Consider the following 24,014-nt stretch of genomic DNA (forward strand, 5'->3'; position numbering starts at 1 on the left):
TCCGTGAAGGACACACTCGACCGCATCGCGCCACGGCCCGGGCCGACCGCACCCGCACGTTCCTGGCCGCTCCTGGACACCGAATTCGACCGGCGCACCGCACCGGTGCTGGACGCGCCAGACGGGAGGCTCGTCCAGAGCGACCTCGACCGGGCCTACCTGTTCACCGCGGACCGCCACGTGCCCTACGGCCGGCCGCTGGCCGTCGAGCCCGGCCGCCGCGAGGACCTGGCCCGGTTCGTCGCCGCCTACCACCGAGCCATCGAGACCGTCGTCGGCGCCTACCCGACCGATCACCGGCTGCAGTCCGTCCTGTCGATGCCGCCCGCGCTGCGCGCCGACCTCCGCGCCCGACCCCACCCGGCTGACACCCGCGTGCACTTCATGCGGGTCGACGCGCTGCCCCAGCCGGACGGTTCGCTGCGCGTCCTGGAGACCAACGCCAACTGCCCGGGGGCGCTGGTCGTCGCGGGCCTCGCCGCCCGCCGGTGGCGCCACCACCTCACCACCTGGGGAGAACGGCTCCCCGAACCCCTCGACGGCGAGGATCCGTTGTGGATGGGGCGGTGGTTCCTGCGGGTGGCCCGCGAGGAGACCGGCGAGACCCCGGCCACCGTGGCCCTGCTGCGTCACGAGGGCGGCAACCGACTCGAACTCGATCTGATCCGCGCGGCGTTCGAGGAGCTCGGGGTGCGCACCCTGGAGGCCGATCCGCGCGAGGTCCGAACCGCCGCGGAGGGTGCCGTGGTACGGGGAGTACCCCTGCGCCACGCCTATCTCAAGGTCGGGCTGCAGGAGTTCTGCGCGATGCGCGGCGACGCGCGGGAGTTCGTGGAGGCCGTACGGGCCGGTGACCTGTTCGTGCAGAACCGGCAGCTGGGACGCTGGGTCGGCGACAACAAGCTGTGCCTCGCGGTGCTCTCCGACCCGGCCTTCCACGACCTCTTCGACAAGGACGACCTGGCCCTGCTCGCGCCGGCGGTGCCCTGGTCGCGCAACGTGGCCCGGCTGACCTCCGACCTCGTCACCGCCATCCGGCGCACGCCGGCCGACTACGTGCTCAAGAAGCCCCTGGACACGCGGGGCCGGGGAGTGGTCGTCGGCCGCGAGATCCGCGATCCAGCCGCATGGGACAGCGCCGTGGACCTCGCCCACCGGGAGGGATGGCTCGTGCAGGAGTACTGCTCCACTCCCGAGATCGAGACGGGCTCCGGCGAGACGAGGGGGCACGACCTGGCCCTCGCCGCCGTCAACGGCGTCCTGTCCGCGGCCTTCCTGCGCAGCAGTGAGGAGGCACGGGTGAACATCGCCCGCAGCGGACGCCTCCACCCCCTGTACCTGTGACCCCCGCCGAGAAGGGCCCGCGATGAAACTCCAGGGCAAGGTGGCGGTCGTCACCGGCGCGGCCCGTGGTATCGGCCGGGCCGTGGCCGCCCGCTTCGCCGCCGAGGGGGCGCACGTGGTGTGCGTCGACCGTTCGGCGCAGTCCCTGCACACGACGGTGGACGCCATCACCGCGGCCGGCGGCAGAGCCGTCGCCGTGACCGCGGACGTCTCCCGCGACGAGGACAACGCACGCGTCACGGACGCCGCACGGTCACTCGGCCGCCTCGACGTCCTGCACGCCAACGCCGCCGTACAGACGATGGGCGGCCTGGAGACCACGACTCCGCGGGACTGGGACGAGATGTACGCGGTCAACGTCCGCGGTGTCGCACTCGGCATCCGGCACGCGCTGCCTCTGCTGCGCGAGTCGGGAGGCGGCTCGATCGTCATCACCTCCTCCCTGCTCGGCATCACCGGAGACCCGGACCTGGCCGCATACGGGGCCACCAAGGGCGCGCTGCGTGCGCTGTGCCGCTCGGTGGCCGCGGCACACGGTCCCGACGACATCCGCTGCAACACCATCTGTCCCGGCGACGTCGAGACCGAACTGCTGGAGGAGTTCTTCGCCTACCAGGACGACCCCGTGGCGGCACGCGCCCGCGTCACCGAGCGCTACCCGCTGCGCAGGTTCGCGACGCCCGACGACGTGGCGGGGGTCGCCCTCTTCCTCGCGAGTGACGACGCCCGCTACCTCAGCGGGATCGACATCCCCGTCGACGGCGGGCTGCTCGCCCGCATCTACTGACAGAGAGGACGCCAGGCATGGTGAGCACCGGCCGCCCACCCCCGCGTGTCGTGGTGGTGACCGGCGTGGGAGGCGTGGGCAAGACCACGGTGGGACGCCTGCTGGCCGCCGAACTCGACGCTGACTTCTGCGACGGCGACTGGCTGCATCCGCCGCACAACGTCGAGAAGATGCGCGCGGGCCACCCGCTCGACGACGGTGACCGGGCGCCCTGGCTGCGCGCCCTGGCCGCCCACATCGAGGGGACCCTGGAGCGCGGAGGCAGGCAAGTGGTGTGCTGCTCCGCCCTCAAGAAGGCCTACCGGGACGTCCTCGCCGTCTCCCCGCACGTGTTCTTCGCCCATCTCACGGCGGACCCCGACCTGATCAGGGCCCGCCTGGCCGACCGGTCGGGGCACTTCTTCCCGGCCTCGCTGACCGACTCCCAGTTCGCCGACCTCGAACCGCTGGCGCCCGGAGAGAGGGGCGCCACGCTCCACGCGGCGCCGCCTCCGGAGCGGATCGTCGCTGATCTGCTGCGCCTTCTGCGCGGCCCCGCCACCGCCGTATGACCCACGCCGGGCTCACACCGGCCGCCGACTCCTGGAGGAGGAACAGGACATGAACACCCCCGACGGAGGCGGACCGCCGGCCGACGTGGCCGTCGTCGGCCTCGGCGTGATGGGTGCCAACCTGGCACGCAATCTCGCACGCCACGGACACCGGGTGGCGGTCCACGACCGGCTCCCCGCGAAGGGCGCCGCCCTGCTCGGCCGACACGGCCACGAAGGCCGCCTGCTGCTCACCGGCACCGTGGGCGAGCTGGCCGCACGGCTCACCCGGCCCCGCCGGGTGCTGCTGCTCGTCCCGGCCGGCGCGGCCACCGACGCGGCGATCGACGCCCTCACCGACGTACTGGAACCCGGCGACGTCCTCGTCGACTGCGGCAACGCGCACGCCGACGACACCGAACGGCGTGCGGCTGCCCTGCGAAGCCGTGGCCTCCACCTCGTCGGAGCGGGCGTCTCGGGCGGCGAGGAAGGCGCCCTGCGGGGGCCGAGCATCATGGCGGGCGGCACCGAGCAGGCCTGGGAGGTCGTCAGGCCGCTCCTGGAATCCGTGGCCGCGAGGGCCGGCGCCGCGGTGTGCTGCGCCAGAGTCGGTCCCGGCGGGGCCGGGCACTTCGCGAAGACCGTCCACAACGGCATCGAGTACGCGGTGATGCAGGCCCTCGCCGAGACCTGCGACCTCGTGCTGCGGCGGACGGACAGGGGCCACGCCGGGCTCGCGGAGCTGCTCGCCCGCTGGAACGAGGGCCTCCTCGAGTCGTACCTCGTCGCCCTCACCGCGGCGGCCGTCGCCCGCGTCGACCCCGTCACCGGCGCGCCCTTCCTCGACGTGGTCGACGATGGGGCCGACCAGCTCGGAACCGGCCGCTGGGCCGCCCAGGCGGCCCTGGACCTCGGCGTCCCGGCGGCACCCCTCACCCAGGCGGTGTTCGCCCGCTCGCTCTCCCGGGACCGGAAAGGACGGGCCGCCGTACGCGGCGCGCTCGGTCCGCTCCGGGTGACCCGTGCCCGGTCCGGCGCGGAGCCGGCCGAGGCCGACCTGCACGACGCGCTGCTCGCCGCGACGGCCGTCGCCTACGCACAGGGACTCGACGTCGTCCGCGCCGCCGACGCCGCCCGCGGCCGGGCCACCGACCTCGTCCGGCTCACCGGGCTCTGGCGGGCCGGCTGTGTCATCCGAGGGCGCCTCCTCGACCAGATCGCCGACACCCTTGCCGCCCGGCCCGACACGCCGCACCTGCTGGCGGCCGAACCACTGGCCCCCATCCTCCGCACCGGCACGGCGGCCCTGCGCCGGGTGGTCCTCGACGCCTTCGCCACCGGGGTTCCCGTCCCTGCGCTCGCGTCCGTGCTGACCCACCTCGACCAACTGCGCACCACCCGCATGGCCACGGCCGTGGTGCAGGCGCAGCGGGACGCCATGGGCGCCCACGCCTACCGGCGAGTGGACCGGTCCGGCACCTACCACACCCGGTGGAACGGCGACGGCGCCGAGATCCGGCTCGACGCCTGACATCCGCGGAAGCGAAGAACTCGAAGAGTCCGAGAAGAAGGAGCCGTACGAGGTGACGACGTCGATGGGCCCGCGACACGTGGGCGTGGTCGGGCTCGGGCCGATGGGGGCGAACCTGGCGCTGAACCTTGTGGACACCGGGCACTGCGTCACCCTCCACAACCGCACCCGGGGCCGCACCGACGAGGTGCTCGCCTCGGTGACGCGACCCGATGCGGCCACCGGTGCCGACAGCCTCGCCGCACTGGTCGCCTCCCTGCCCCGGCCCCGTACCGTCGTCGTGCTGGTCGCACCCACCGGTACCGGCGAAGTCCTGGCCGGGCTGCGCCGACTGCTCGACTCCGGAGACACCGTGGTCGACGGGGGCAACTCCCCACACGAGGACACCGAGCGGCGCCAGGCCGCCTTCGCCCAGCGGGACCTCGGACTGCTCGGCGCCGGCGTGGCCAGCGGTGTGGACGGCGCCCGCCGGGGGCTGAGCGCCACACTCGGCGGTGATCCCGAGGTCTACGCGGCGGTCCGTCCCCTGCTCGAAGCCGTCGCGGCCCGTGTGGACGGTGAACCGTGCTGTGTGTACGCAGGGGCGGCCGGCGCCGGACACTACGTCAAGACGATCCACAACGGCGTCGAGTACGCCCAGATGCAGCTCGTCGCCGAGACGGTGACCTGGCTGCGCGTGGCCACCGGACTCGCACCAGCCGACCTTGCGGCCGAACTCGACCGCTGGAACCAGGAGTTGCGCTCCTACGTCGTGCAGACCGCGGTCGACGCGCTGGCACGCGTCGACGAGGAGACGGGCGCACCCTTCCTGGACGTCGTCGACGACCGGGCCGTCCAGCACGGCAGCGGCCGGCGCGCAGCGATCGGCGCACTGGACCTGGAGGTCGCGTCGACGGCCTTCAGCGAGGCGTCCTCGGCCTGGTACCTCTCCAGCGACCGGCAGCTGCGCGCCGCCGCGACCGCCCACCCCGCCCCTCACCACCGCAGCGTCCTCCCGGCCCGTGACGCGCTCCGCGTGGGGCGGCACGCGCTCGCCGCCTCGCTCCTCGTCGTGCACGCGCAGGCACACCGTCAGCTCGCCGCGGCTGTCGAGCGGCGGGGCACCGCCCACCCGACCGCCGTCCTGCACAGCTGGCGGGCCGCCTGCATCCGGTCGTCGTCGCTCGACCTCGTGCACCGGACGGCCGCGACCCGTGACGGCCAGGTGCTCGGCGCACCCGAGGTGGTCCGTGAGACGGCCCGCCACACCGGCGGCTGGCGCGCGTTCGTCGCGGACGCGGTCGTCCGGGGTGTCGCCGTCCCCTGTACGGCCTCCGTCCTCGCGTACCTCGACGGCGCCCGCACCGCCCGATCGTCCGGGGCGGTCGTGCAGGCCCTGCGCAGCCGTCTCGGCGGCAACCCCCACGGTCGGGTCGACCGCCCCGGCTCCTTCCGCACCGACTGGACGGAGGCGCGGACATGACCGGCCACGGCACGCTCTTGCGCGAACTGGACGAGGACGGCCTCGACGGACTGGCCGCGCGAGTTCTGGCATCGGCCCGTCCCGGCGACTTCGCCGTCCTGGACGCGGACAACACCCTGTGGCGTCACGACCTGTGCGAGGCGCTCCTCGCCCTGCTGGAAGCGGAGGGCGTCCTGAGCGTCAGGCGCCTCGACCCGGCCCTGCGCGCTTTCGAGCCGGCCGAGGACGGCAGTCTCTACGCCCATGCGCGGACGCTGCCCGGGCGAGTGGGAATCGACGCCGCATACCGCTGGATGACACGGGTTTTCGCCCACTTGCCCGTCGACCTGCTCAAGGAGCAGGTCGACCGGCTGATGCGCCGGTCGGGACCCGTGCCCTATCTGGTCCGCGTCGACGGGCGCAGCACCGTCGAGCACGTGGACCCGCCCGTGATCCATCCCGCGCAGCGGCGTCTCGTGCGGAGCCTGCGCGAAGCGGGGCTGGGCGTCCACGTCGTGACCGGTGCGCTGGGCGTGGTCGCGCGCATGGTGCTGTGCGATCCGCGGTACGGCTTCGCTCTGCCGCTTGCGGCGGTGCACGGCGCCCGCCTCGCCCCCGTGCCCGGGGACACCGGCAACCTGACGGGCACACTGGCCATCCGTGAACCCGTCACCTGGTACGCGGGTAAACCGGCGGTGGTGCGGGCCCGCGTCGACCGAGTGCGTCGCCCCTTGCTGGTGGCCGGCGACTCACCCAGTGACTGGGAGCTGCTCGCGCACTGTGACGCCGACCGCGGCGTACGCCTGTGGGTGGACCGCAGTGAGCGTCACACCAGGGCGCTGGTCGAAGCGCTGGATCAGGGCCTGTTCGTGCCCGGTGCGGGGGATCGCACGGGTATGGTCGCGGGCTGGGTCCGCGTCACTCCCGAGCAGCTCGCGTCATGACGGCCGACGAGAAGGCCGCGTCGGCCGCCGCACCGGCCCGCCCGGCCGCACCCGACGGCGGACGTGAGCCGTCGCCCTTCGGCGACCGGGGCTTTCGCCGGCTGTTCCTGGCCGCCGCGGTCAGCCAGACCGGCACCCAGGTCACCGCCCTCGCAGTGCCGGTCCTCGCCGTGACGACGTTGGACGCCGGACCCGCCGCGGTCGGCGGCCTGGGCGCGCTCAGCACGGCGGCCTTCCTCGTCGTCGGTCTTCCCGCGGGTGCCTGGGTGGACCGGTGGCGCAGACGACGCGTCATGATCGTCGCGGACCTCGTCCGCGCGGCGCTTCTCGCCTGGGTGCCCGTGGCCGCCTGGCTCGGCGTACTCGCGCTGTGGCAGCTGTACGCGGTGGTGGTGTGCACCGGGGTTGCCACCGTCTTCTTCGACGTCTCGTCCCTGAGCCTCCTGCCCGGGCTCCTCGGCCGGGATCGCCTGCTGCGGGCCAACGGCGCGCTGAGCGGCATGTACGCCACGAGCGAGGTGGCCGGCCTCACTGCGGGCGGTGTTCTGGTGCAGACGCTCACCGCTCCGGTCGCGCTCCTCCTCGACATCGCCAGCTACTTGTGGTCGGCCGCCTGCCTCCGCGGCATCCCCGCGCGAGTCGACGGCCGGCCGCGTCCCGCCGGAACCACCCTGCTGCGCGAGGTCGGAGAGGGACTGCGCTACGTCCTCGGCCACCCGGTCCTGCGCCCCGCCCTGTTGGAGGGCGCCTGCATCAACGCGGGCGCACAGATGTGCTTCACCCTGCTGCCGGTCCTCTTCCTGCGCGATCTGCACTTGTCGGAGGGCGCCCTGGGCGCGTATCTCGCCGCGGGCGGCGTCGGGGTCTTCGCCGGCTCCACGGCGGCGCGCGCGCTCGGAGAGCGGCTCGGTCAGGGGCGGGCGCTGTGGCTCGTGGGACTGGCGGCCATGCCTGCGGTGGCGCTGGTGCCGCTCGTGGACCGCGGACCGCTGCTGTGGGTGACCGCCGTGGCCTGGATCGCGGTCACCTTCCGGGTCGGCGTCAACACCGTCATCAAGGCCAGTTTCCGTCAGCGCGTCACCCCCGACCGGCTGCTCGGCCGGATGAACGCCACCTTCCGCTTCCTGCTCACCGGATCGCTCACCGTCGGTGCCGCTCTGGGCGGCCTGCTCGCCCAGGGTGCCGGGGTGCGCAGCGCCCTCTGGGCGGGAGCAGCCCTTCTCGGCCCGAGCTGGCTAATCATCCGTTTCTCGGCCGTTCGGACCTTGCGCACGCTCGACGGCGGCCTTCACGGAAAGGACCCAAGCGATGCATGACCCGACCCACGACTACCTGGAGCGGTGCCGCGCCGAGCACGGTGCGCTGCGCTCGGTCGTCGACCGTCTCGACCTGCCGCCCCGCTTCCGGGCCGCCTACGACGGCAGACTCACCTCCCGGCCCTTCTTCGCCCGCGAGAGTGTCCTGCAGGACCTCGCACGCGACCTCGCCGCCCTCTACGACCTGTTGACCTCGGTTCCCGAGCGTATGTACGACGGAGATGTCGGGCGGTACGCCGAGGCGCTCAACATCCCACCGGCCGAGGCAGCGCTCATGCGGCGCGTCGACGACCACCGCCCGCCCTTGCACGCCCGCGCCGACCTCTATCGGGACGGCGACTCCTTCACCCTTCTCGAACTCAACATCGGCAGCCAACTGGGCGGTATCGACCTCGCCGAGATGTCCCGGGCCCTGCTGCGGGACGAGGAGTTCGCCCACTTCGCCGACCGGCACGACCTGCGCCACGGCGACCAGGGGGCCGAACTGGTCGCGTCGGTGCGGGAGGCGGCCGAAGCCGCCGGCGTCCTCGGCGACCCGACCGTGGCCCTCGTCGAGGCCGACGGCACGTTCGCCCGGTATCCGCTGGTCTTCGCAGCGATCGAGGAGATGCTGCTCGCCCTCGGTCTGCGGGTGCTGCCGGCCGAACTCGGCGAGGTGAGCACCCGCGACGGCCGGGTCCGGGTGCGCGGCGAGCGCGTCGACGTGGTGCTGCGCTTCTTCTCGCCCGACCAGATATCCCGTGACCAGGACGCGCTGAACAAGGTCCACGAACTCCTCAGCCTCCACGAGCGTGGCGCCGTGGTCCTGTTCACCCCGCCGGAGCACTATCTCTACTCCAACAAGGGCACCTTCGCCCTGCTGTCGGCGGCCCGGAGCCGTGGACTCCTCGCCCGGCACGAACAACTCCTGGTCGACCGGCTTCTGCCCTGGACACATCTGCTGACCGAGGACCGCGCGCTAGTGGAGGGACAGGACGTCGACGCGCTGGACTACTGCCGTGAGCACCGCGCCGACCTGATCGTGAAACCGGCCGCCGACTTCGCCGGCAACGGTGTCGTAGCCGGGTGGGAGTGCGGACCACGCGAATGGACGGAGCTGCTGCGTGACCGTCGTTCTCGCGGCGGGGTCGTCCAGCGGCGCGTCGTGCCCTGTCCGGAGTACGTGGTGGACCCGCGGACCGGGGAGACGACCGAACTCGTCGGCAACTGGGGCGTCTACCTCACGCACCGAGGGCTCGCCGGCTCCCACGTGCGAGCCCAGCCCGCGGGCAGCGGCGCAGTGATCAGCTTCGGTGGCAACACGGCCACCACGATGTCCCCGGTCATGTACGCATGAACGGGCTCACCGTCCCCGTTCCCGAGGCCCGGCGCGAGCAGGGGCCGCACCGCGGCCGGCTGATCCGGTCCTTCCACGACCTCGGCACCCTTGACCCGCACCGCCCAGTCGTCACCCTCTTCAGCGGGGGACTCGACAGCACCTATCTCCTGCATCGCCTAAGGCAGTCGGGCTTCGCCGAGGTGCACGCCCTCAGCGTCGCCCTCGGCGGCGAGGAAGGCGACGACGGCGCACGTGCGACCGCCGAGACGCTGGGTGCCATCACGCACACGGTGGACGCCAGGGAGGCCTTCGCCACGGAGTTCGTCGCTCCCGCCATCGCCGCGCAGGCCGTCTACCTGGACGCACACCCGGTGAGTTCCACGCTCAGCCGACCGCTGATCGCGCGGATCGCACTCCGGCTCGCCGGCGAACTCAATGCCCGCGCCGTCCTGCACACGGCGAACCGCTCACAGAACTCGCTGCGCCGCCTCAACGGGGCGATGGGGCTCCTGGGCTGGTCCGGCCACTACGGCAGCCCCTACGACCTGTGCCCGGTGGACCGGGAACGCAAGATCGCGGAACTCGCCGCGGCGGGAGTCGGCCACCTCAGCGGCCGGACCGTCAGCGGCGACGCCAACCTGTGGTGCCGGGAGTTCGAGTCCGGTGTCCTCGACGATCCCGAGGACCACGCGGTGCCCGAACACCTCTACCGCTGGAGTGTTCCCGGAGGGCGACGGCCCCCCGGGTCCGACGAGATCATCGAGATCGGCCTCGAGAGCGGTATCCCGGTCGTCCTCGACGGCCGCCGGCTGCCGCTGCACGACCTCATCGGCGAACTCAACACACGGGTGGGAGCCCACGGCCTCGGCCGCTACAGCGGGCTGGAGCACCTGGAGGGCGGGCAGAAGGTGCTGGAGGTCCGCGAGATGCCGGCCGCCTGGCTCCTGCTGCGTACGTCGAGGCACTTGGAGCACGCGACCCTCACCGCGGAGACCGTGCGCGAGAAGTTGCACATCGAGCAGATCTGGGTGCGCGAGGCCCTGGAAGGGCGCTGGTACGGCGAACTCCGCACGGCCGCACAGGCGTTCATCGACGCTTGCACCCCTCACGTAACAGGGTCCGTGAGATGGCGCCTCACCGACGGACGCGCGCATACCGTCGGGATCGTCGCCCACCGCCCACGGTACCTACGGGACCGCGAGGCGTGGGAGAGAGAAGGCGTCCGCGCGGAGACGGAGACATACCGGGACGTGGCGTGTGCGTCACGGCGTACCTTCCCCGGGGTGACCCCGAGGGCGTTGCGGGAGGGCCGTCTCATGACCTGACGACGGGGCAGGTGGTCCGGCCGCGGCGCTCATGCCGAGCGCGGCGAGATCGACACCTGGCCCCCTCCTGCCCTGTTCCCTGCCCCGCCGCCTGGCGCCCGCCAGGCGGCGGGGCAGCCGTCTGCCCAGCCGAGCGGAGTGCGGCCACTACCCGCCCGCTGGGCGCGCGGACGGCCAGGGTGAACCGTGCCATGAGGACCTCCCACCCGACGCCCGGGGTGGTCGAGCCCCGGCCGTGAGGGAGTGATCGATGAGCCCTTCATGGCGAAGCACCCCTATGCCCCCCGCTGTCGCCCACCTGCCCCGCAACAGCGCCAGGCGCCCGGTCCCGGGCGACATCGCCTGGTACACGCCCGACGACGCCTGGTACACACCCGATGACGCCTGGCACAGGCCCGACGACGCCTGGCACAGGCCCGTCGACGACGGCGCGCCCCTCGTGGCCCGGGACACCGCGCGACCTGATCGATCGGCGCGTGGTTGTTTCGCGTCGGAGGCCGACGGAAACCCGCCCGGTACGCCGTCGGAGCGCCGAAGCTCCGCCTGGCGGGCCGGCGGCGGAAGCACCGCTCTCCGGTGCCGAGCTGGGCAGCGAGAGCTGCGTCCCAAGCGCCTGCAGGACACTCCGCGGACCCGTGTGACCACGGGCGGCCTGGGACATCGCCGTTCAGAAAGGAACGAAGAAGCCATGACGAAGCCCACAGCAGGCGGCGCGGTCTCCACCGTGGTCAGCATGGGAACCGAGGCCCTGGGCGCCGCGGTCTCAGCGGCCCGCCGCGCCGGCGAAGCCATCCGGTCAAGAGCCTCCCACGCCGGGGAGACCGAGCCACGGTGGCACGTGATGACAGTGTGCGCGTCCGCCGAGGAGGTGGCGCCCGGCGGAAAACTGCCGGAGCCGCTCTCCCGACTCGGCGACGCCATCGACACCCAGCTGCGCCCCGCCCCCGGGGAACGCGGGACGGAACTGGCCTGCCGGCTGCACGACAAGGAGCATGCCGGGTCGCACGGCACCGCCGAGCCGGTGACCGGACACGACGCGGTCCATGAACTGCGGACCGCGCTGCGGCACGCCAAGGCGCTGGTCGAGACGGGAGAGATCCTCCTCCCCGACCGCCCGTCGACCAACCGACCCACGGTCACCGGACGCCCGCTGGACAAGATGATCGAAGAGGCTCAGGGGGAGGGACGGCTGTGAAGGCACTGACCTGGCAGGGCACCAACGACCTGTCCGTCGAGCAGACACCCGACCCCGAGATGCGCAACGAGCAGGACGCGATCATCAAGGTGTCGCAGACCGTGACCTGCGGCTCGGACCTGCACCTGCTGGGCGGGTACATCCCGTTCATGCGGGCCGGCGACATCCTCGGCCACGAATTCATCGGCGAGGTCGTCGAGACCGGACCGCGGGTGAAGCGGCACAAGGCGGGCGACCGCGTGGTGGTCTGCTCGTTCATCTCCTGCGGCCGCTGCTGGTACTGCAGACAGGGCCTCTTCTCCCTCTGCGACAACGGCAACACCAATCCCGGCATCACCGAGCACCTCTGGGGTTCCGCCCCAGGTGGCTGCTACGGCTACTCCCATGCCCTGGGCGGCTTCGCCGGCAGCCATGCCGAGTACATTCGCGTCCCGTTCGCGGACCAAGGGGCCTTCCCGGTGCCGGACGCCCTGGACGACACCACGGCGCTGTTCGCGTCCGACTCGGCGCCCACCGGGTGGATGGGTGCCGACCTCGGCGGGGTGAAGCCGGGCGACGTGGTCGCCGTGTGGGGGTGCGGAGCGGTCGGCCAGATGGCCGCGCGGGCAGCGCTACTGCTGGGCGCCGATCGGGTCATCTCCATCGACCGCTTCGAGTACCGTCTGGAAATGACCCGCCGGCACGTCGGCGCAGAGACCCTGAACTACGAGCAGACCGACATCGACGCCGAGCTGCGCGAGATGAGCGGCGGCCGCGGCCCGGACGTGTGTATCGAGGCCGTCGGCATGGAAGCCCACAGTTCCGGAGCCCAGCAGCTCTACGACCAGACCAAACAGCAGCTGCGCCTGCAGACCGACCGGTCCGCCGCCGTACGCCAGGCCATCCAGGCATGCCGCAAGGGCGGCAGCGTATTCATCCTCGGCGTCTTCGCGGGCTTCGTCGACAAGTTCCCGCTGGGCGCGGTGATGAACAAGGGCCTGACCCTGCGCAGCGCCCAGCAGCACGGCCACCGCTACATCCCCATGCTCCTGGAGCGCATGGAAAGGGGCGAGCTGAAGACAGCCCACCTGGCCACCCACGTCATGTCCCTCGACGACGGGCCCAAGGGATACCACCTCTTCAAGGAGAAGCTCGACGGATGCGTACGCGCCGTCTTCCAACCCGGCGGGTGACGCGGGATCCCGGAACAGGCTCGTCACAGGGAAACGCCAGGGTGCCGCAGGCAGCAGGCCTGCGGCACCCGTGACGAGCACCCGGACCGCAACGACGTCACCCAGGGGGCGTTCAGCGGGGCCGGCCGAGTGCCGCCGCTGGACGCAGGTTCTCCTCGAGTTCTTCGGACGTGGCCGCGCCGGCCAATGCCCGTCCCAGTCGGGGTGCCTGCTTGAACAGGTTGTGCCCGGCGGTGAAGAAGATTCTTTCGGCTTCCCAGACCGCCATGCCGTCTTCGCTCCATGGCAGGCTTGTCACCCAGCAGTGCAGGTACTCGACGGGCTCGGGGTCCAGCCCGGGCATGGCGCGGGAGACGTAGGCGCGGGCGCGGTCGTTGAGCGCCGCCAGCGCATCGGGGTCCGCGAAGCTGCCGTCCTCCCGTACGTCGACCGTTTGGCTGAGGCCCACCGCGTATCGGCTGTTGCCGGGGTAGGGGGCTGCGTAGACGCCGACCTCGCCGAAATCGCCGCTGCTGTCCTGCAGGCAGGCGACCCGTTCCGGGGGCGCTCCCCTGACCTGGAAGGTGAGGCGGACGTGGGCTGCCGGCTCCACGGGGAGCGAGAGCCCCACGTTGCGTGCCAGCCGCGCGGTGCTCATGCCCGCGCACACCACGGCCGTTGCGTACTCTTCGCGGCCGACGGAGCTGAGCACTTCCACCGTGCCGTGGCCCGTCGGATGCAGCGAGATGACCTCGTCGGTGACCACCGCGTCACCCAGCGCGTCGGCCAGGCTCTCGATCGCGACACGGGTGCGGATGGCGCCGCCGTCCTCGTCGAGCATCGCGGGACCGCTGTAGTCGGCGAGCAGCGGCATACGGCTGTGAAGCTCGGCGCTGCCCACGGTCCGGACCGGTATGCCGCCCGCCTCCTGCAGGATGCGCAGTCTCCCAGGAACGGGACCGCCCAGGGCGACCACTCCGTCCTGGGAGATCAGTTCGGTGCCCCACCGGTCGGCCCACTCCTCCCAGACGGCGCGGCCCTGCCGGGTGAATTCGACCAGCCGAGCGTCGTCGTGCGCGTGGCGGAAGATGCGGGACTGGCCACCGGACTGTCCGTGACCTGGAACGCCGCTTTCGTAGACCCGCGCCGCCGTTCCGCGTTCGGCCAGTGCGTAGGCGGTGCAGAGGCCGACGATGCCGGCTCCTACCACGGCCACCTCGGGAACCCGGTCCATTCGATCGCCTCACTTCGCGTCCGGGGAGCTGTCCCCCTACAAAGCTTGGGTCGGGTCAGTCCGTCGCCGCCGCGAGCCGGTGGGTGACTGGATCCGGTGGGCGGCATCGTCAGGCTCTACGTGACGCGACGGCGGAACCGTGTCTCCTTCAGCCTCACACCGGTCCGGAATATGTCAACCGGCCACCTCTGGCGACGGCCGTGACCGACTGGCGGAGAGCCGCGGGATCGGACGCCCGGTCAAGGCCTGGGAGGAGGTTTCTGAGCCGTACGTCGGCCTGGCCGGCGATTCCGTGGCCGTCCGGACCAGCGGGCCGCGCCACCGGCGGCACCGGCTTGGAGTCCCGGACCACCACCCCGACCAGGTCGCCGACGATACGCGGATCCACCAGCACTGGGCTGGGCGCGTACCTGCGGTGTTGCTGACCGGCTCGCTGACTCCCAGCAACCCCCGCAACCCGGCCATGTCCGCATTGGTCCCCCTCTACGACGCGTCCCGCGCGTGCCTTCGACGACGCGGCCAACAAGGAGAACGCTCGCCGAGCGCCTCGCCGCGTAACCTCCGCCCGGGCCGTGGGCGCCGTGTGATGCCCCGACCCGGGACGTCGTGCCGCATCCTCGTCGCCTGGGACTTCGGCGGGCCGGCCGGCCGGCCGGGCACGCGGCGCGGCAGCCGTGCGGGCTCAGCCCTGGGAGCGTCCGCGTACCGGCGTGACGGATGCCCTCGGGGCAGCCGCGAGGGCGTGAGCCAGCGTGTGGTGAGGGCACGGACCGACGGGGGAGTGCTGAGGCGCGTGCGGGCCACGTCACCCGGACGGCCGCGAGAGGCGGCACCGGTACGACCTCGGTATGTCACCCGGACGGGCCACGACAGCCGCCGCGTCCTGACTTCGAGCGCGCTCAATCCCTAGAGTTCCGGTCACGGACTTCCGCCCACGGGTACGCCCTGCCACCGAGGACCACGGTCGCGATCGGTGACCGTGACCGCGGCGGTGAGCGTGACCACTGACCCGGCCAGGCCGGTTCTCAGGACAGAGGTGATCCGATGAAGGTGCTGGTGACAGGCGGGACGAGCGGACTCGGGCTCGCCATGGCCTCCGCCCTGGCCGCGACGGGGGCCTCCGTCGCGCTGACCGGGCGGTCCGGCGAGCGTGCGGAGGCCGTCGCCGCGGGACTGCCGGGGGCGACCGGCGTCGAAATGGACGTGCGCGACGAGTCGTCGGTGGCCAGGGCCGTCGACCGAGCGTGGTCGCGGCTCGGCGGCATCGACATGCTGGTGAACAACGCCGGCATCGGCATGCGCACGGTCAACCCACGCTTCATGACGCAGCCGCAGGGCTTCTGGGAGGTACCACCCGACGCCTTCCGCGCGGTGATCGACACCAACCTGACCGGCTACTTCCTGGTCGCCCGCGAGATCACGCCACGGATGCTGGCATCCGGCGGTGGCCGCATCGTCAACATCTCGATCAACCACTCGACCATGCGACGCGCCGGCTTCGTTCCCTACGGGCCGTCGCGTGCCGGCAGCGAGGCGATGTCCCGCATCATGGCGGCCGACCTGCGGGGCACGGGCGTCACCGTCAACCTGCTGCTGCCCGGAGGCGCGACGCTCACCGGGATGCTGCCCCAGGACGTTGCCACCGAGGGCCAAGGGTTCCTGGATCCAGCGGTGATGGGCCCACCCATCGTCTGGCTGGCCTCCGACGACGCAGCCGGCGTGCATGACGAGCGCATCGTCGCCGCCGAGTTCGAACAATGGCTGCGGGACTGGGAGAGCCGACGGTGAGGGCGTGAGCGTGCGCGTGGGCCTGGCGGCCGTGGACGTGCCACACGAACGCTGCGCCGGTGCGGACATCAGGAAGAAGGACGCTTGCCGCGGTCGCCCCCGACATCACGGGCGTCTCCGACCGGCCCATGCCGTGGACCCTCGCGATCTGGGTGAGAGGACTCGTTGCCCTCTTCGACTGACTCGCATGCTGCATCACTTGTCCACGCCGACTGCAGGCACCGTCCCGGAAGCATCAGTAGGGTCGTTGGCGTGCGTGATGTACGGGTGGTTCTGATCGGCGGGACGTCGAACGTCGGAAAGTCGACCATTGCCCAAGTGGTGGCGGAGAAGCTCGGGTTCGAGTGCCTGAGCACCGACAGGCTGGCCCGGCACCCTGGGCGACCCTGGAGAACCTCGGAGTGGGAGGTGCCGGCGCACGTCGCCGAGCACTACAGATCACTTACGGTTGACGAACTGATCACGTCTGTTCTCGGCCACTACGAACGACTGTGGCCCCGCATCGAAGAACTGATCACGACCCATGCGACCGAGGACCGAGGCAGGAGGGGCCTGGTTCTGGAGGGGTCGGCACTCTGGCCCGTACGCGTCGCAGGGCTGCAGGTCCCGCGCACGGCCGCCGTGTGGCTCACCACCGACCACTCCGTAGTACGCGCCCGCGTTCACGCGGCGGGCTGCTATGAAGCAGCCGCGGACGAGGAACAAGTCCTGATGGACAAGTTCCTGGCCCGCACTGAGCGCTATCAGACACTCATGGTCGATGCCATCGACAGGCTGGGTCTGAACCGCATCGACGCGGGTGGCGCACAGTCCGCCGCAGAACTGGCCGACACCGTGCTCGCGGCAGCCGACGCGCAGACCGCGGTGGGACGGTCAGCCAGCGGTCGGTGACCACTCGTGGCGGCTCACCTACGGCCCATCCCGACGCCAAGCGGTCCACCAGCTCATATCGAAACGATCAGTAAGTCCCCGGGCCGTGTCGAGCTGCCGCGTCGGTCAGCGGCCGCGACCCGGACGCTGTCCGTCCTCCGCTGAGCCACTCGCCGCCGCTCTTGCCGTCGGCGACTGCCGGCACAGATCCGAACCGGTGGCGTTCATCGGACCCGCGAAGCCGACCTCGGTTCTCTTCCATGCCTCTCTTGGCCGATCAGCAGGCCAATTCATGATGTACTCACACAGTGAGCTATATGTCATGTTAAGCAGGTGAATTTGGCGAAAGGTGCATTATGAAGATCGCGGTCATCGGCGGTACCGGACTGATCGGGTCGCAGGTCGTCAAGAACCTCACCGCCGCCGGGCACGAAGCAGTACCGCACTCGAAGTCCACCGGGGTGGACATCCTCAGTGGCAGAGGACTGGACGAGGCGGTGGCGGGAGCGGACGTCGTCGTCAACCTGGCGAACTCCCCGACCTTCGACGAGGCCTCCCTCGCCTTCTTCCAGACCTCGATGGACAACCTTCTGGCCGCGTCCGACAAAGGCGGAGTCGGCCACTTCGTCATCCTCTCGATCGTCGGCGTGGACCAGGTGCCGGAGCTGGACTACTACCGGGCCAAAGCGCTCCAGGAGAAGATCCTCGAGGCCGGGCCGATCCCCTACTCGATCGTCCGAGCCACGCAGTTCATGGATTTCATGGACGCGGTTCTGTCGTGGACCGCCGACGCCGACACCGTTCGGCTGCCCGCCACACCCATCCAGCCCATCGCCTCCAAGGACGTGGCCGCCGCGGTGGCGGAGGTAGCCACCGGCGCCCCCCTGAACGGCATCCGTGACATCGCCGGCCCGGAGGTCTTCACCCTGGACGAGGTGGGCCGGATCACCTTGACCCACAAGGGCGACAGCCGCACCGTTGTCACTGACCCCACCGCCGGCATGTTCGCCCTCGTCAAGGGTGACGTCCTCACCGACGAGAACGCCCAGCTCGCCCCCACCCGCTACGCTGACTGGCTCTCCTGACACCCCCGGCACCGGCCCGCCGGAGAACGTCCGCCGCTACTCCAAGCCGTCTCCCGAGGCCATCTCAGGGCTGGCCGGCCTGCTCACGCCGGGCAACGCGCACCCGTGACCAGCTTCCGGGGACGTTTCCTCGGCCGGCGGCACTCCGGTGGATGCGCTCAGGCAGGTGCCGTCACTTCCCGGGCAGGCTCGTCGGTGGCTGCCCGGCGGGGTTCGGGGCGCCAGGTGGCGACAAGGGCGGCGGCCAGGAGCAGTTCGGCGATGTCGCCGCCGTAGTACATGATCTCCGCGCCTGCCTGGACCTGGGGGATGGGGGCGTGGATGTCGACCCAGAATCCGCCGTACATCATCTGGGCGATGACCGCGTGGGCCGCGATCGCGACGCCGAGGTAGACCAGCCGAGCGCGCACGGTCGGCCGGGAGGGAGCGGGGTCGGGGCCGGCGATGACGTAGGCGAAAAGGCACCCGGACAGCAGGAAGTGTGCGTGCAGCAGCCAGTGGGCCGCCGGAGTGTTCATGGTCGCGTTGTACAGGGGTGTGAAGTAGAGGGCCGCGAGGCTGCCCGTGGAGATCGCCAGTGCGACCGCTGGATGGGCGATCAGCCGGACGGGCGGGCTGTGCAGCACGGTGGTCAGCCGCCTGCCCCGGGCTGAGGGGAGGGTGCGCAGCAGGAGGGTGACGGGGGCGGCCAGGACGAGCGCGAGGGGCGCGTACATGCCGATGAGCATGTGCTGGGCCATGTGGCCGCGGAAGTCCTCGTGTGCGAAGGGCGCCACGGGCGGCAGCAGCGCGGTGCCGAGCAGGAGGACACCGCTCAGGAAGCCGGCCGTCCGCCACCGGCTCCAGCCCAGGACCGGGTTGCGGTGCTGGGCGCGGCGGGCCAGGAGCAGGTAGGTGCCGGCGGCGGCCAGCAGGGCGAGCGTGGGCAGCAGCCACTCCAGGACGCTGCTGCCCGCGACATGCCCGTGCGCCGGCATGTCGTGGTCCATCAGGCTCGCCGCCCCTTGTTCCGTCCGGCCGGGGCGCCTGGGTCGAAAGGCTGTCCGCTGCGCTGGAGCAGGTAGCCGCCGGCCAGGAGCAGGCCGCCCAGGACCAGGAATCCGGCGTCCCACCATGCCTGGTAGGGGCCGCCGTGGACGTGGTGGATGCCCAGGATCTGGTGGTCCAGGAGGCCCTCGACCAGGTTGAACAGGCCCCACCCGGTCAGCATCCAGCCCCACAGGACCCGTGAGGTCCACACCGCCCGCCGGTTGTGTGTGACCCGGGAGTACAGGATGGCCAGGCCCGTCAGGACGGCGATCCAGCACACGGCGTGGAAGATGCCGTCCCATACGGTGTTCATCTCCAGCCCGGACACCGTCTTCGGGTTGTAGTACTTCAACCCGATGTGGTCGTGGTTGGTGCTGGTGAGCATGTGGTGCCACTGCAGCAGCTGGTGGAGCAGGATGCCGTCGACGAAGCCGCCGAGTCCCACCCCGAGCACGACGCCCGGCAACTGAATACTCGTCGGCTGCGCCGTGCCGGCGCGGGCCTCGTCCATTGTGGTGGCCATCGTCTCCGCTCCCGCTGTTCGGGGTCTGCTGAAGGTGCCTCACCGCAGGTTCCCCGCTCAGTCGCACTCACGCGCGTGCGTGGCCGCCATCCGGCCCAACCGCAGCAAAAGCCCGCTGGCGGGCGATCACCGGCGCCCGCCCGGTCCCTCGGGTCAGTGCGGGCGCCCGCTTCGAGAACGGCCTCCACCCCGGCCTGAGCGCCAAGAAGACGCTGCTGGCTGACTACACGCCAACCGGTCTACCGCTCAACTGCTCATGGAACGGCGCCAGCGGCCCTACGCTGCTGTGTCATGCAGGAGACGCGCCTCGACACTGCTCGGATCCGGGCGGCTCGCCGGGTGGTCGACCCGATTTTTCTCGACACCCCGCTGTACCGCTGCGAGGCGCTGGAGCCCGGTTCCGGGTGCAAGGTGAGCATCAAACTCGAAACGGCGAACCCGGTCCGTAGCTTCAAGGCCCGTGGCACCGAGGTAGTCGCGAGCCTGCTCGCCGACCGTGGCCCGCGAGCCGTGGTCTGCGCCAGCGCGGGCAACCTCGGCCAAGCCCTCGCCTGGTCCGGTCGCGGCCGGGGGCTCGACGTCACCGTCGTGGCATCCCGCTTCGCGACTGCGGCCAAGCTTGATCGCATCCGCGCATTGGACGCCAGGCTGGAACTGGTGGACGGCGACCACGAGATGGCGCGCGAGCGGGCAGCGGCCATCGCCCGCTGCGACGGCATCAGGCTGGTCGAAGACAGCCTGGACATCGAGACCTGCGAGGGCGCGGCGACCATCGGCCTGGAACTGGTGGACACCGCGCCGTCTTTCGACACCGTCCTGATCGCTCTCGGGGGCGGGGCGCTGGCCACCGGCGTGGGTCATGTGGTGAAGGCCATGGCGCCCGGAGTCGAGGTGATCTGCGTCCAGCCGCTGGGCGCACCGGCGATGACGCACTCGTGGCGCCAGCGGCGCGTCGTCACCACCGACTCCACCGACACCATCGCTGACGGCGTCGCCGGCCGATGTCCCATCCCGGCCGTCCTGGACGACCTCCTCCTGGTCGCCGACGACGCCGTCCTGGTCCAGGAGGCGTCGATCATCGCCGGTATGCGGATGCTCCTCGACCACGCCGGCCTGGTCGTCGAACCGTCGGCCGCGCTCGGCATCGCGGCGATCCTCGAGGACCGCGCCCGCTTCGCCGGCCGACACGTGGTCACCATCGTGTGCGGTAGCAATGTCGACGTGGACGCCTATCGCCGCTGGGTCGGTGCGGCTCCCGTCCACAGGTCTTGACGATTGCTCGATCGTCTCTCAGGCGCCGGGGATGTGCCGTGCGGGTTCCCCGAGCCCGGGTCACGACGAACCGGGCAACCGCAGTGTCCGTCGACTGGGTGACCACGTCAGCCAGAGCGCGGTCGGCGAACACGGCCAACACCAGGCCGCGGAGCTCGCCCGCCTCCGCCGCCAACTGGGAGACGGTCGGACCAAGAGCGAGGTGTCACGCCGGCGGCGTGGTGAGTTTGACGGCCACGGCGTCGAGGACCCAGTCCAGGCCGGTCTCGAAGGACGCCTCGGCGTCCACGTCTGTGCCGTCGTACACGGCCTTGGTCAGTGCCGGGAAGCGGCCCGTGGCCAGCATCCTCGTCAGATACGGGCCGGAGGCGCGCTGCCAGTCGTGCTTGGACAGGCCTGTGGCGCGCTCGGCCCGCAGGTTCGCGATCTCCCGCCTGATCGCGCCGGTGAAGTAGGAGCTGACGGTCTCCATGGCGCGCATGACGGTGTCGATGTCAGCGAGGTCGTCGAGGGCGGCCAGCGTGGCTTCGGCTACGGCGAGGCCGTTCGGGCCCAGGGTCGGGCGGCCGCCGAGCAGGTCGGCCAGCCATTCGTGCCGGAGAGCGGTCCGCCTGGTGCCGATGGCGAGGTTGCGCAGCGCCTCCCGCCAGTCACTGGGGCACTCCTCGGGGAGGATCTCGGCCTGGACCTCGTCCACCATGAGGTCGAGCAGCTCTTCCTTGGTGGAGATGTATCCGTACAGCCTCATGGGGCCGGCATTCAGCCGGGCGGCGACCTTGCGCAACGACACTGCCTCCAGCCCGCCCGCGTCAGCCAGCGTGATGGCGGCGGCGACGATCCGCGCCCGGTCGAGCGGCACGGGGCGAGCCGGCGGCTCCGGCCGGTCCCACACGGTCATGTGTCACACCGTTCTGTTGCGATGCATCGTATTGCGAAAATACAGTGTATTGATATGAGACACCGTATCGCCGTAGTCGGCGCCGGCCCTGCCGGCCTTACCTTCGCCCGTGTGCTGTACCGTCACGGCTACCCCGCCGCTGTCATCGAACGCGATCCCGCCCCCGACGCCCGCCCCCCGGGCGGCACGCTGGACCTGCACGAAGGGCTGGGCCAGCTCGCGCTGGACAAGGCGGGGCTGCTGGCGGAGTTCCAGGCGCTGTCCCGTCCCGAAGGGCAGGCCATGCGCATCCTGGACACGGCCGGGACCGTCCTGCGCGACTGGCGACCCCGCCCAGGTGACCGTGCCAACCCCGAGATCGACCGCGGGCAACTCCGGGACCTGCTACTCGGCCCTCTCGACGTCCAGTGGGGCCGGAGCGTGACGCAGGTGGTGCCGGGGACCCGGGATGGCGTGCTGGTCCATTTCGCGGACGGGCGACAGGAGACGTTCGACCTCGTGATCGGCGCGGACGGCGCCTGGTCCCGGACACGCCCGGCAGTCACCTCGGTGACGCCGCACTACACCGGCGTCACCTACGTCGAAACCTCCCTCGACGACGTCGACACCCGCCACCCCGACCTCGCCCGGCTGATCGGCGATGGCTCCATGGCTGCCTACGGCGTGAACCGAGCTCTCGTCGCCCAGCGCAACAGCGGCGGCCACGTCAAGGTGTACGCCCAGTTCCGCGCCCCGCTGGACTGGCACACGGACCTGGGCCTGGCCGACGGCGAGGCCGTGCGATCGAGCCTCCTGGCCCTTTTCGACGGCTGGGCCGCTCCCGTCCTCGACCTCCTTCGCCACGCCACCGCTTTCGTCCACCGCCCCCTCTACGTCCTGCCCGTGTCCCACACCTGGACCCACGTCCCCGGGGTGACACTCCTGGGTGACGCCGCCCATCTGATGCCCCCTCTGGGAGCGGGCGCGAACCTCGCGATGCTGGAAGGCGCCGAACTTGCCGAGTCCATCGCCACCGCCACCGGCCCTGAAGCTCTGGACGAGGCCGTCCGCGCCTTCGAGGAGCAGATGTGGGCACGGGCCGGCAAGTGGGCGAAGATCACGACGGCCGGTCTGGAACGCCTCGTGAGCCCGGATCCCGCCGAAGCCCTCGCCCTCTTCGACCAAGTCCAGCCATCGCCGGCTCGATGACCGAAGACGGCCCGCTCGGCACGGCATGTACGCCCCTGACGGTGACGGCCTCGCCACCGCACACCCAGCAGCCCGGCGTCCAGCACACGCCGGGCCGGGCCGCAGGAGAAGCCGCGTGAGCGCGGGGCGGTCTGAACTTCTGGGCACTCTCGCGAGCCGAGCTGACGCCGGTGTCATGTCACCCGATCATCGGACGCGTCGGCCGCCCGTCGGCAAGCGATCGTTTGACGACAGGAGCCTGCGGCTGATCGAGGGCAGCTACGAGCCCGCGCAGACAGGCGGCGTGGAAGTAGGTGGGCACAGGCCCCAGTGATCATGTAGGTGCGACACTCTGTAACCACTGGCGAGACCTGTGCCAGTCCTATGTTTCAGGTCGCCGGCCTGGCCAGCCTGTGCAGGGTCCGCGCGGCAGGTGATCCGGGGTCGGCCGTGATCAGGACGACTTCCTGGTCATCCTCGGGCACGAGCAGGACGTCACAGTTCAACCGCAGCGTGCCGGTCTCCGGGTGATCGAGGATCTTGGTGCGGTGCCCGGGGGCGTGGACCGGACGCGTTTGCCATATCTGTCGGAACTCCCCGCTGCCGGCGTGCAGTTCGGCCAGCAGAGCGATCAGCTGCGGGTCATGCGGGTAGCGGTCGGCGGCCCGTCGCAGCCGCGCCACCACAATGTGCCCGAACTCCTCAGCGCTGGAGCTCTCGTACATCCGCCCCTGGCCAAGGAAGCGGCGCCGGGCCAGGTTCGTCCTCCCGCCTCCGAGATCGCCGCCGAGCAGCGCCTGGGCCAGGGGGTTCCAGGCGACGACGCCGTACGCCGCGTCAGTGACGATGGCACCGGTCTCCGGCAACCGCTCCAGCATCCGGGCCACATGGGGGCGTACCCACCGCACGGCGCTGATGCCGGGCGGCGCGCTCGATCCCGCCAGGCGGAACAGGTGGCTGCGCTCGGCCGGCGTGAGCCGTAGTGCCTGGGACAACGCGTCCAGGATCCGAGTGGACGGCCGCGGGCCCCGGGCCTGCTCCAGCCGCGTGTAGTAGTCGACCGACATGTGGGCGAGTTCCGCCACCTCTTCGCGGCGCAGGCCCGGTGTCCGGCGATCGGTGCCCGTCGCCGTCAGGCCGATCTCGTGTGGACGCAGGCCCGCCCGGCGGTCCCGCAGGAAGCGGGCCAGCTCCTGCCGTGCCATGCCGCTTCCTCCCACTGCCTGGTACAGGTTGTCCCTGGCAGGGCGCCCACAGCCAGGGAAC

General features: G+C 71.5%; 21 protein-coding genes. 16 read left to right on the forward strand and 5 right to left on the reverse strand.

Translation table 11 applies throughout. From position 1 onward, the window contains the following. Nucleotides 1-3 precede the first annotated feature (3 nt). The 11 genes from ACFQ9Z_RS34395 (at nucleotide 4) to ACFQ9Z_RS34445 (ending at nucleotide 12,903) form a co-directional block, all read left to right on the forward strand. On the forward strand, nucleotides 4-1,344 hold the full coding sequence (locus ACFQ9Z_RS34395) for a hypothetical protein (RefSeq protein ID WP_383029257.1): 1,341 nt from the start codon (nucleotides 4-6) through the stop codon (nucleotides 1,342-1,344). A 22-nt stretch (nucleotides 1,345-1,366) separates the two neighbouring features. Next, a complete protein-coding gene (locus ACFQ9Z_RS34400) occupies nucleotides 1,367-2,131 on the forward strand; it encodes an SDR family NAD(P)-dependent oxidoreductase (protein ID WP_383029261.1) in 765 nt (254 codons plus the stop codon). A 17-nt stretch (nucleotides 2,132-2,148) separates the two neighbouring features. After that, nucleotides 2,149-2,682 (forward strand): gluconokinase, encoded by a 534-nt coding sequence (locus ACFQ9Z_RS34405; RefSeq protein WP_383029263.1) that lies wholly within the window; start codon nucleotides 2,149-2,151, stop codon nucleotides 2,680-2,682. 49 nt (nucleotides 2,683-2,731) lie between these two features. Next, nucleotides 2,732-4,192, forward strand: coding sequence for an NADP-dependent phosphogluconate dehydrogenase (gene gndA / locus ACFQ9Z_RS34410; RefSeq protein ID WP_383029265.1), 1,461 nt, complete (start codon nucleotides 2,732-2,734; stop codon nucleotides 4,190-4,192). 52 nt (nucleotides 4,193-4,244) lie between these two features. Continuing rightward, the gene (locus tag ACFQ9Z_RS34415) at nucleotides 4,245-5,654 is read left to right on the forward strand and encodes an NAD(P)-binding domain-containing protein (RefSeq protein ID WP_383029268.1); all 1,410 of its coding nucleotides are present in this window, start codon (nucleotides 4,245-4,247) and stop codon (nucleotides 5,652-5,654) included. Next, entirely contained in the window at nucleotides 5,651-6,577 is a 927-nt protein-coding gene (locus tag ACFQ9Z_RS34420; protein ID WP_383029271.1) for a haloacid dehalogenase-like hydrolase, read from the forward strand. Before ACFQ9Z_RS34415 ends, ACFQ9Z_RS34420 begins: the two co-directional genes overlap by 4 nt. Continuing rightward, complete coding sequence (locus ACFQ9Z_RS34425; protein WP_383029275.1) at nucleotides 6,574-7,893, forward strand: MFS transporter; 1,320 nt, start codon at nucleotides 6,574-6,576, stop codon at nucleotides 7,891-7,893. The genes ACFQ9Z_RS34420 and ACFQ9Z_RS34425 overlap by 4 nt, the downstream gene beginning before the upstream one ends. Next, nucleotides 7,886-9,229 carry a hypothetical protein gene (locus tag ACFQ9Z_RS34430; protein WP_383029277.1) on the forward strand — a complete coding sequence of 448 codons (1,344 nt, stop codon included), beginning with the start codon at nucleotides 7,886-7,888 and terminating at the stop codon, nucleotides 9,227-9,229. The genes ACFQ9Z_RS34425 and ACFQ9Z_RS34430 overlap by 8 nt, the downstream gene beginning before the upstream one ends. After that, nucleotides 9,226-10,536 carry an argininosuccinate synthase-related protein gene (locus ACFQ9Z_RS34435; RefSeq protein WP_383029280.1) on the forward strand — a complete coding sequence of 437 codons (1,311 nt, stop codon included), beginning with the start codon at nucleotides 9,226-9,228 and terminating at the stop codon, nucleotides 10,534-10,536. Before ACFQ9Z_RS34430 ends, ACFQ9Z_RS34435 begins: the two co-directional genes overlap by 4 nt. 688 nt (nucleotides 10,537-11,224) lie before the next feature. Beyond that, entirely contained in the window at nucleotides 11,225-11,731 is a 507-nt protein-coding gene (locus ACFQ9Z_RS34440; RefSeq protein ID WP_383029282.1) for a hypothetical protein, read from the forward strand. After that, complete coding sequence (locus tag ACFQ9Z_RS34445; RefSeq protein ID WP_383029285.1) at nucleotides 11,728-12,903, forward strand: zinc-dependent alcohol dehydrogenase; 1,176 nt, start codon at nucleotides 11,728-11,730, stop codon at nucleotides 12,901-12,903. The genes ACFQ9Z_RS34440 and ACFQ9Z_RS34445 overlap by 4 nt, the downstream gene beginning before the upstream one ends. Before the next feature lie 112 nt (nucleotides 12,904-13,015). Here the strand turns inward: ACFQ9Z_RS34445 and ACFQ9Z_RS34450 are convergent, their stop codons facing one another. Continuing rightward, complete coding sequence (locus tag ACFQ9Z_RS34450; protein ID WP_383029288.1) at nucleotides 13,016-14,116, reverse strand: NAD(P)/FAD-dependent oxidoreductase; 1,101 nt, start codon at nucleotides 14,114-14,116, stop codon at nucleotides 13,016-13,018. Nucleotides 14,117-15,160: 1,044 nt separating this feature from the next. Here ACFQ9Z_RS34450 and ACFQ9Z_RS34455 point away from each other — a divergent pair. The 3 genes from ACFQ9Z_RS34455 (at nucleotide 15,161) to ACFQ9Z_RS34465 (ending at nucleotide 17,859) form a co-directional block, all read left to right on the forward strand. Beyond that, on the forward strand, nucleotides 15,161-15,904 hold the full coding sequence (locus ACFQ9Z_RS34455) for an SDR family NAD(P)-dependent oxidoreductase (protein ID WP_383029291.1): 744 nt from the start codon (nucleotides 15,161-15,163) through the stop codon (nucleotides 15,902-15,904). A 252-nt stretch (nucleotides 15,905-16,156) separates the two neighbouring features. Continuing rightward, complete coding sequence (locus ACFQ9Z_RS34460) at nucleotides 16,157-16,795, forward strand: hypothetical protein (RefSeq protein ID WP_383029294.1); 639 nt, start codon at nucleotides 16,157-16,159, stop codon at nucleotides 16,793-16,795. Nucleotides 16,796-17,130: 335 nt separating this feature from the next. Then, nucleotides 17,131-17,859: an SDR family oxidoreductase gene (locus ACFQ9Z_RS34465; RefSeq protein ID WP_383029296.1), complete on the forward strand. Its 729-nt coding sequence runs from the start codon at nucleotides 17,131-17,133 to the stop codon at nucleotides 17,857-17,859. A gap of 158 nt (nucleotides 17,860-18,017) precedes the next feature. On the opposite strand, the gene ACFQ9Z_RS34470 is transcribed toward ACFQ9Z_RS34465, so the two are convergent. Both ACFQ9Z_RS34470 and ACFQ9Z_RS34475 read right to left on the reverse strand, forming a co-directional pair. Further along, complete coding sequence (locus tag ACFQ9Z_RS34470; RefSeq protein WP_383029299.1) at nucleotides 18,018-18,848, reverse strand: cytochrome c oxidase assembly protein; 831 nt, start codon at nucleotides 18,846-18,848, stop codon at nucleotides 18,018-18,020. Beyond that, nucleotides 18,848-19,411 carry a DUF2243 domain-containing protein gene (locus ACFQ9Z_RS34475; RefSeq protein WP_383029301.1) on the reverse strand — a complete coding sequence of 188 codons (564 nt, stop codon included), beginning with the start codon at nucleotides 19,409-19,411 and terminating at the stop codon, nucleotides 18,848-18,850. The genes ACFQ9Z_RS34470 and ACFQ9Z_RS34475 overlap by 1 nt, the downstream gene beginning before the upstream one ends. A 291-nt stretch (nucleotides 19,412-19,702) precedes the next feature. Between ACFQ9Z_RS34475 and ACFQ9Z_RS34480 the strand changes: the two genes are divergently transcribed. Beyond that, the gene (locus ACFQ9Z_RS34480) at nucleotides 19,703-20,683 is read left to right on the forward strand and encodes a threonine/serine dehydratase (protein ID WP_383029304.1); all 981 of its coding nucleotides are present in this window, start codon (nucleotides 19,703-19,705) and stop codon (nucleotides 20,681-20,683) included. A gap of 205 nt (nucleotides 20,684-20,888) precedes the next feature. Here ACFQ9Z_RS34480 and ACFQ9Z_RS34485 read toward each other — a convergent pair whose 3' ends face one another. Continuing rightward, the gene (locus ACFQ9Z_RS34485; protein ID WP_383029308.1) at nucleotides 20,889-21,581 is read right to left on the reverse strand and encodes a TetR/AcrR family transcriptional regulator; all 693 of its coding nucleotides are present in this window, start codon (nucleotides 21,579-21,581) and stop codon (nucleotides 20,889-20,891) included. Nucleotides 21,582-21,635: 54 nt separating this feature from the next. On the opposite strand from ACFQ9Z_RS34485, the gene ACFQ9Z_RS34490 reads away from it, so the two are divergent. Next, on the forward strand, nucleotides 21,636-22,769 hold the full coding sequence (locus ACFQ9Z_RS34490; RefSeq protein WP_383029311.1) for an FAD-dependent oxidoreductase: 1,134 nt from the start codon (nucleotides 21,636-21,638) through the stop codon (nucleotides 22,767-22,769). A gap of 368 nt (nucleotides 22,770-23,137) precedes the next feature. Here ACFQ9Z_RS34490 and ACFQ9Z_RS34495 read toward each other — a convergent pair whose 3' ends face one another. Then, complete coding sequence (locus ACFQ9Z_RS34495; RefSeq protein ID WP_383029313.1) at nucleotides 23,138-23,953, reverse strand: helix-turn-helix transcriptional regulator; 816 nt, start codon at nucleotides 23,951-23,953, stop codon at nucleotides 23,138-23,140. Nucleotides 23,954-24,014: the final 61 nt, after the last annotated feature.

The organism is Streptomyces sp. NPDC056580 (genome assembly GCF_042793175.1).
Classification (GTDB): domain Bacteria; phylum Actinomycetota; class Actinomycetes; order Streptomycetales; family Streptomycetaceae; genus Streptomyces.

Coding starts and splice junctions, on each gene's coding strand:
- ACFQ9Z_RS34485 (WP_383029308.1), bottom strand. CDS start 21,581: ATGACCGTGTGGGACCGGCCGGAGCCGCCGGCTCGCCCCGTGCCGCTC.
- gndA (WP_383029265.1), top strand. CDS start 2,732: ATGAACACCCCCGACGGAGGCGGACCGCCGGCCGACGTGGCCGTCGTC.
- ACFQ9Z_RS34425 (WP_383029275.1), top strand. CDS start 6,574: ATGACGGCCGACGAGAAGGCCGCGTCGGCCGCCGCACCGGCCCGCCCG.
- ACFQ9Z_RS34490 (WP_383029311.1), top strand. CDS start 21,636: ATGAGACACCGTATCGCCGTAGTCGGCGCCGGCCCTGCCGGCCTTACC.
- ACFQ9Z_RS34470 (WP_383029299.1), bottom strand. CDS start 18,848: ATGGACCACGACATGCCGGCGCACGGGCATGTCGCGGGCAGCAGCGTC.
- ACFQ9Z_RS34480 (WP_383029304.1), top strand. CDS start 19,703: ATGCAGGAGACGCGCCTCGACACTGCTCGGATCCGGGCGGCTCGCCGG.
- ACFQ9Z_RS34440 (WP_383029282.1), top strand. CDS start 11,225: ATGACGAAGCCCACAGCAGGCGGCGCGGTCTCCACCGTGGTCAGCATG.
- ACFQ9Z_RS34450 (WP_383029288.1), bottom strand. CDS start 14,116: ATGGACCGGGTTCCCGAGGTGGCCGTGGTAGGAGCCGGCATCGTCGGC.
- ACFQ9Z_RS34405 (WP_383029263.1), top strand. CDS start 2,149: ATGGTGAGCACCGGCCGCCCACCCCCGCGTGTCGTGGTGGTGACCGGC.
- ACFQ9Z_RS34495 (WP_383029313.1), bottom strand. CDS start 23,953: ATGGCACGGCAGGAGCTGGCCCGCTTCCTGCGGGACCGCCGGGCGGGC.
- ACFQ9Z_RS34400 (WP_383029261.1), top strand. CDS start 1,367: ATGAAACTCCAGGGCAAGGTGGCGGTCGTCACCGGCGCGGCCCGTGGT.
- ACFQ9Z_RS34465 (WP_383029296.1), top strand. CDS start 17,131: ATGAAGATCGCGGTCATCGGCGGTACCGGACTGATCGGGTCGCAGGTC.
- ACFQ9Z_RS34420 (WP_383029271.1), top strand. CDS start 5,651: ATGACCGGCCACGGCACGCTCTTGCGCGAACTGGACGAGGACGGCCTC.
- ACFQ9Z_RS34455 (WP_383029291.1), top strand. CDS start 15,161: ATGAAGGTGCTGGTGACAGGCGGGACGAGCGGACTCGGGCTCGCCATG.
- ACFQ9Z_RS34430 (WP_383029277.1), top strand. CDS start 7,886: ATGCATGACCCGACCCACGACTACCTGGAGCGGTGCCGCGCCGAGCAC.
- ACFQ9Z_RS34435 (WP_383029280.1), top strand. CDS start 9,226: ATGAACGGGCTCACCGTCCCCGTTCCCGAGGCCCGGCGCGAGCAGGGG.
- ACFQ9Z_RS34475 (WP_383029301.1), bottom strand. CDS start 19,411: ATGGCCACCACAATGGACGAGGCCCGCGCCGGCACGGCGCAGCCGACG.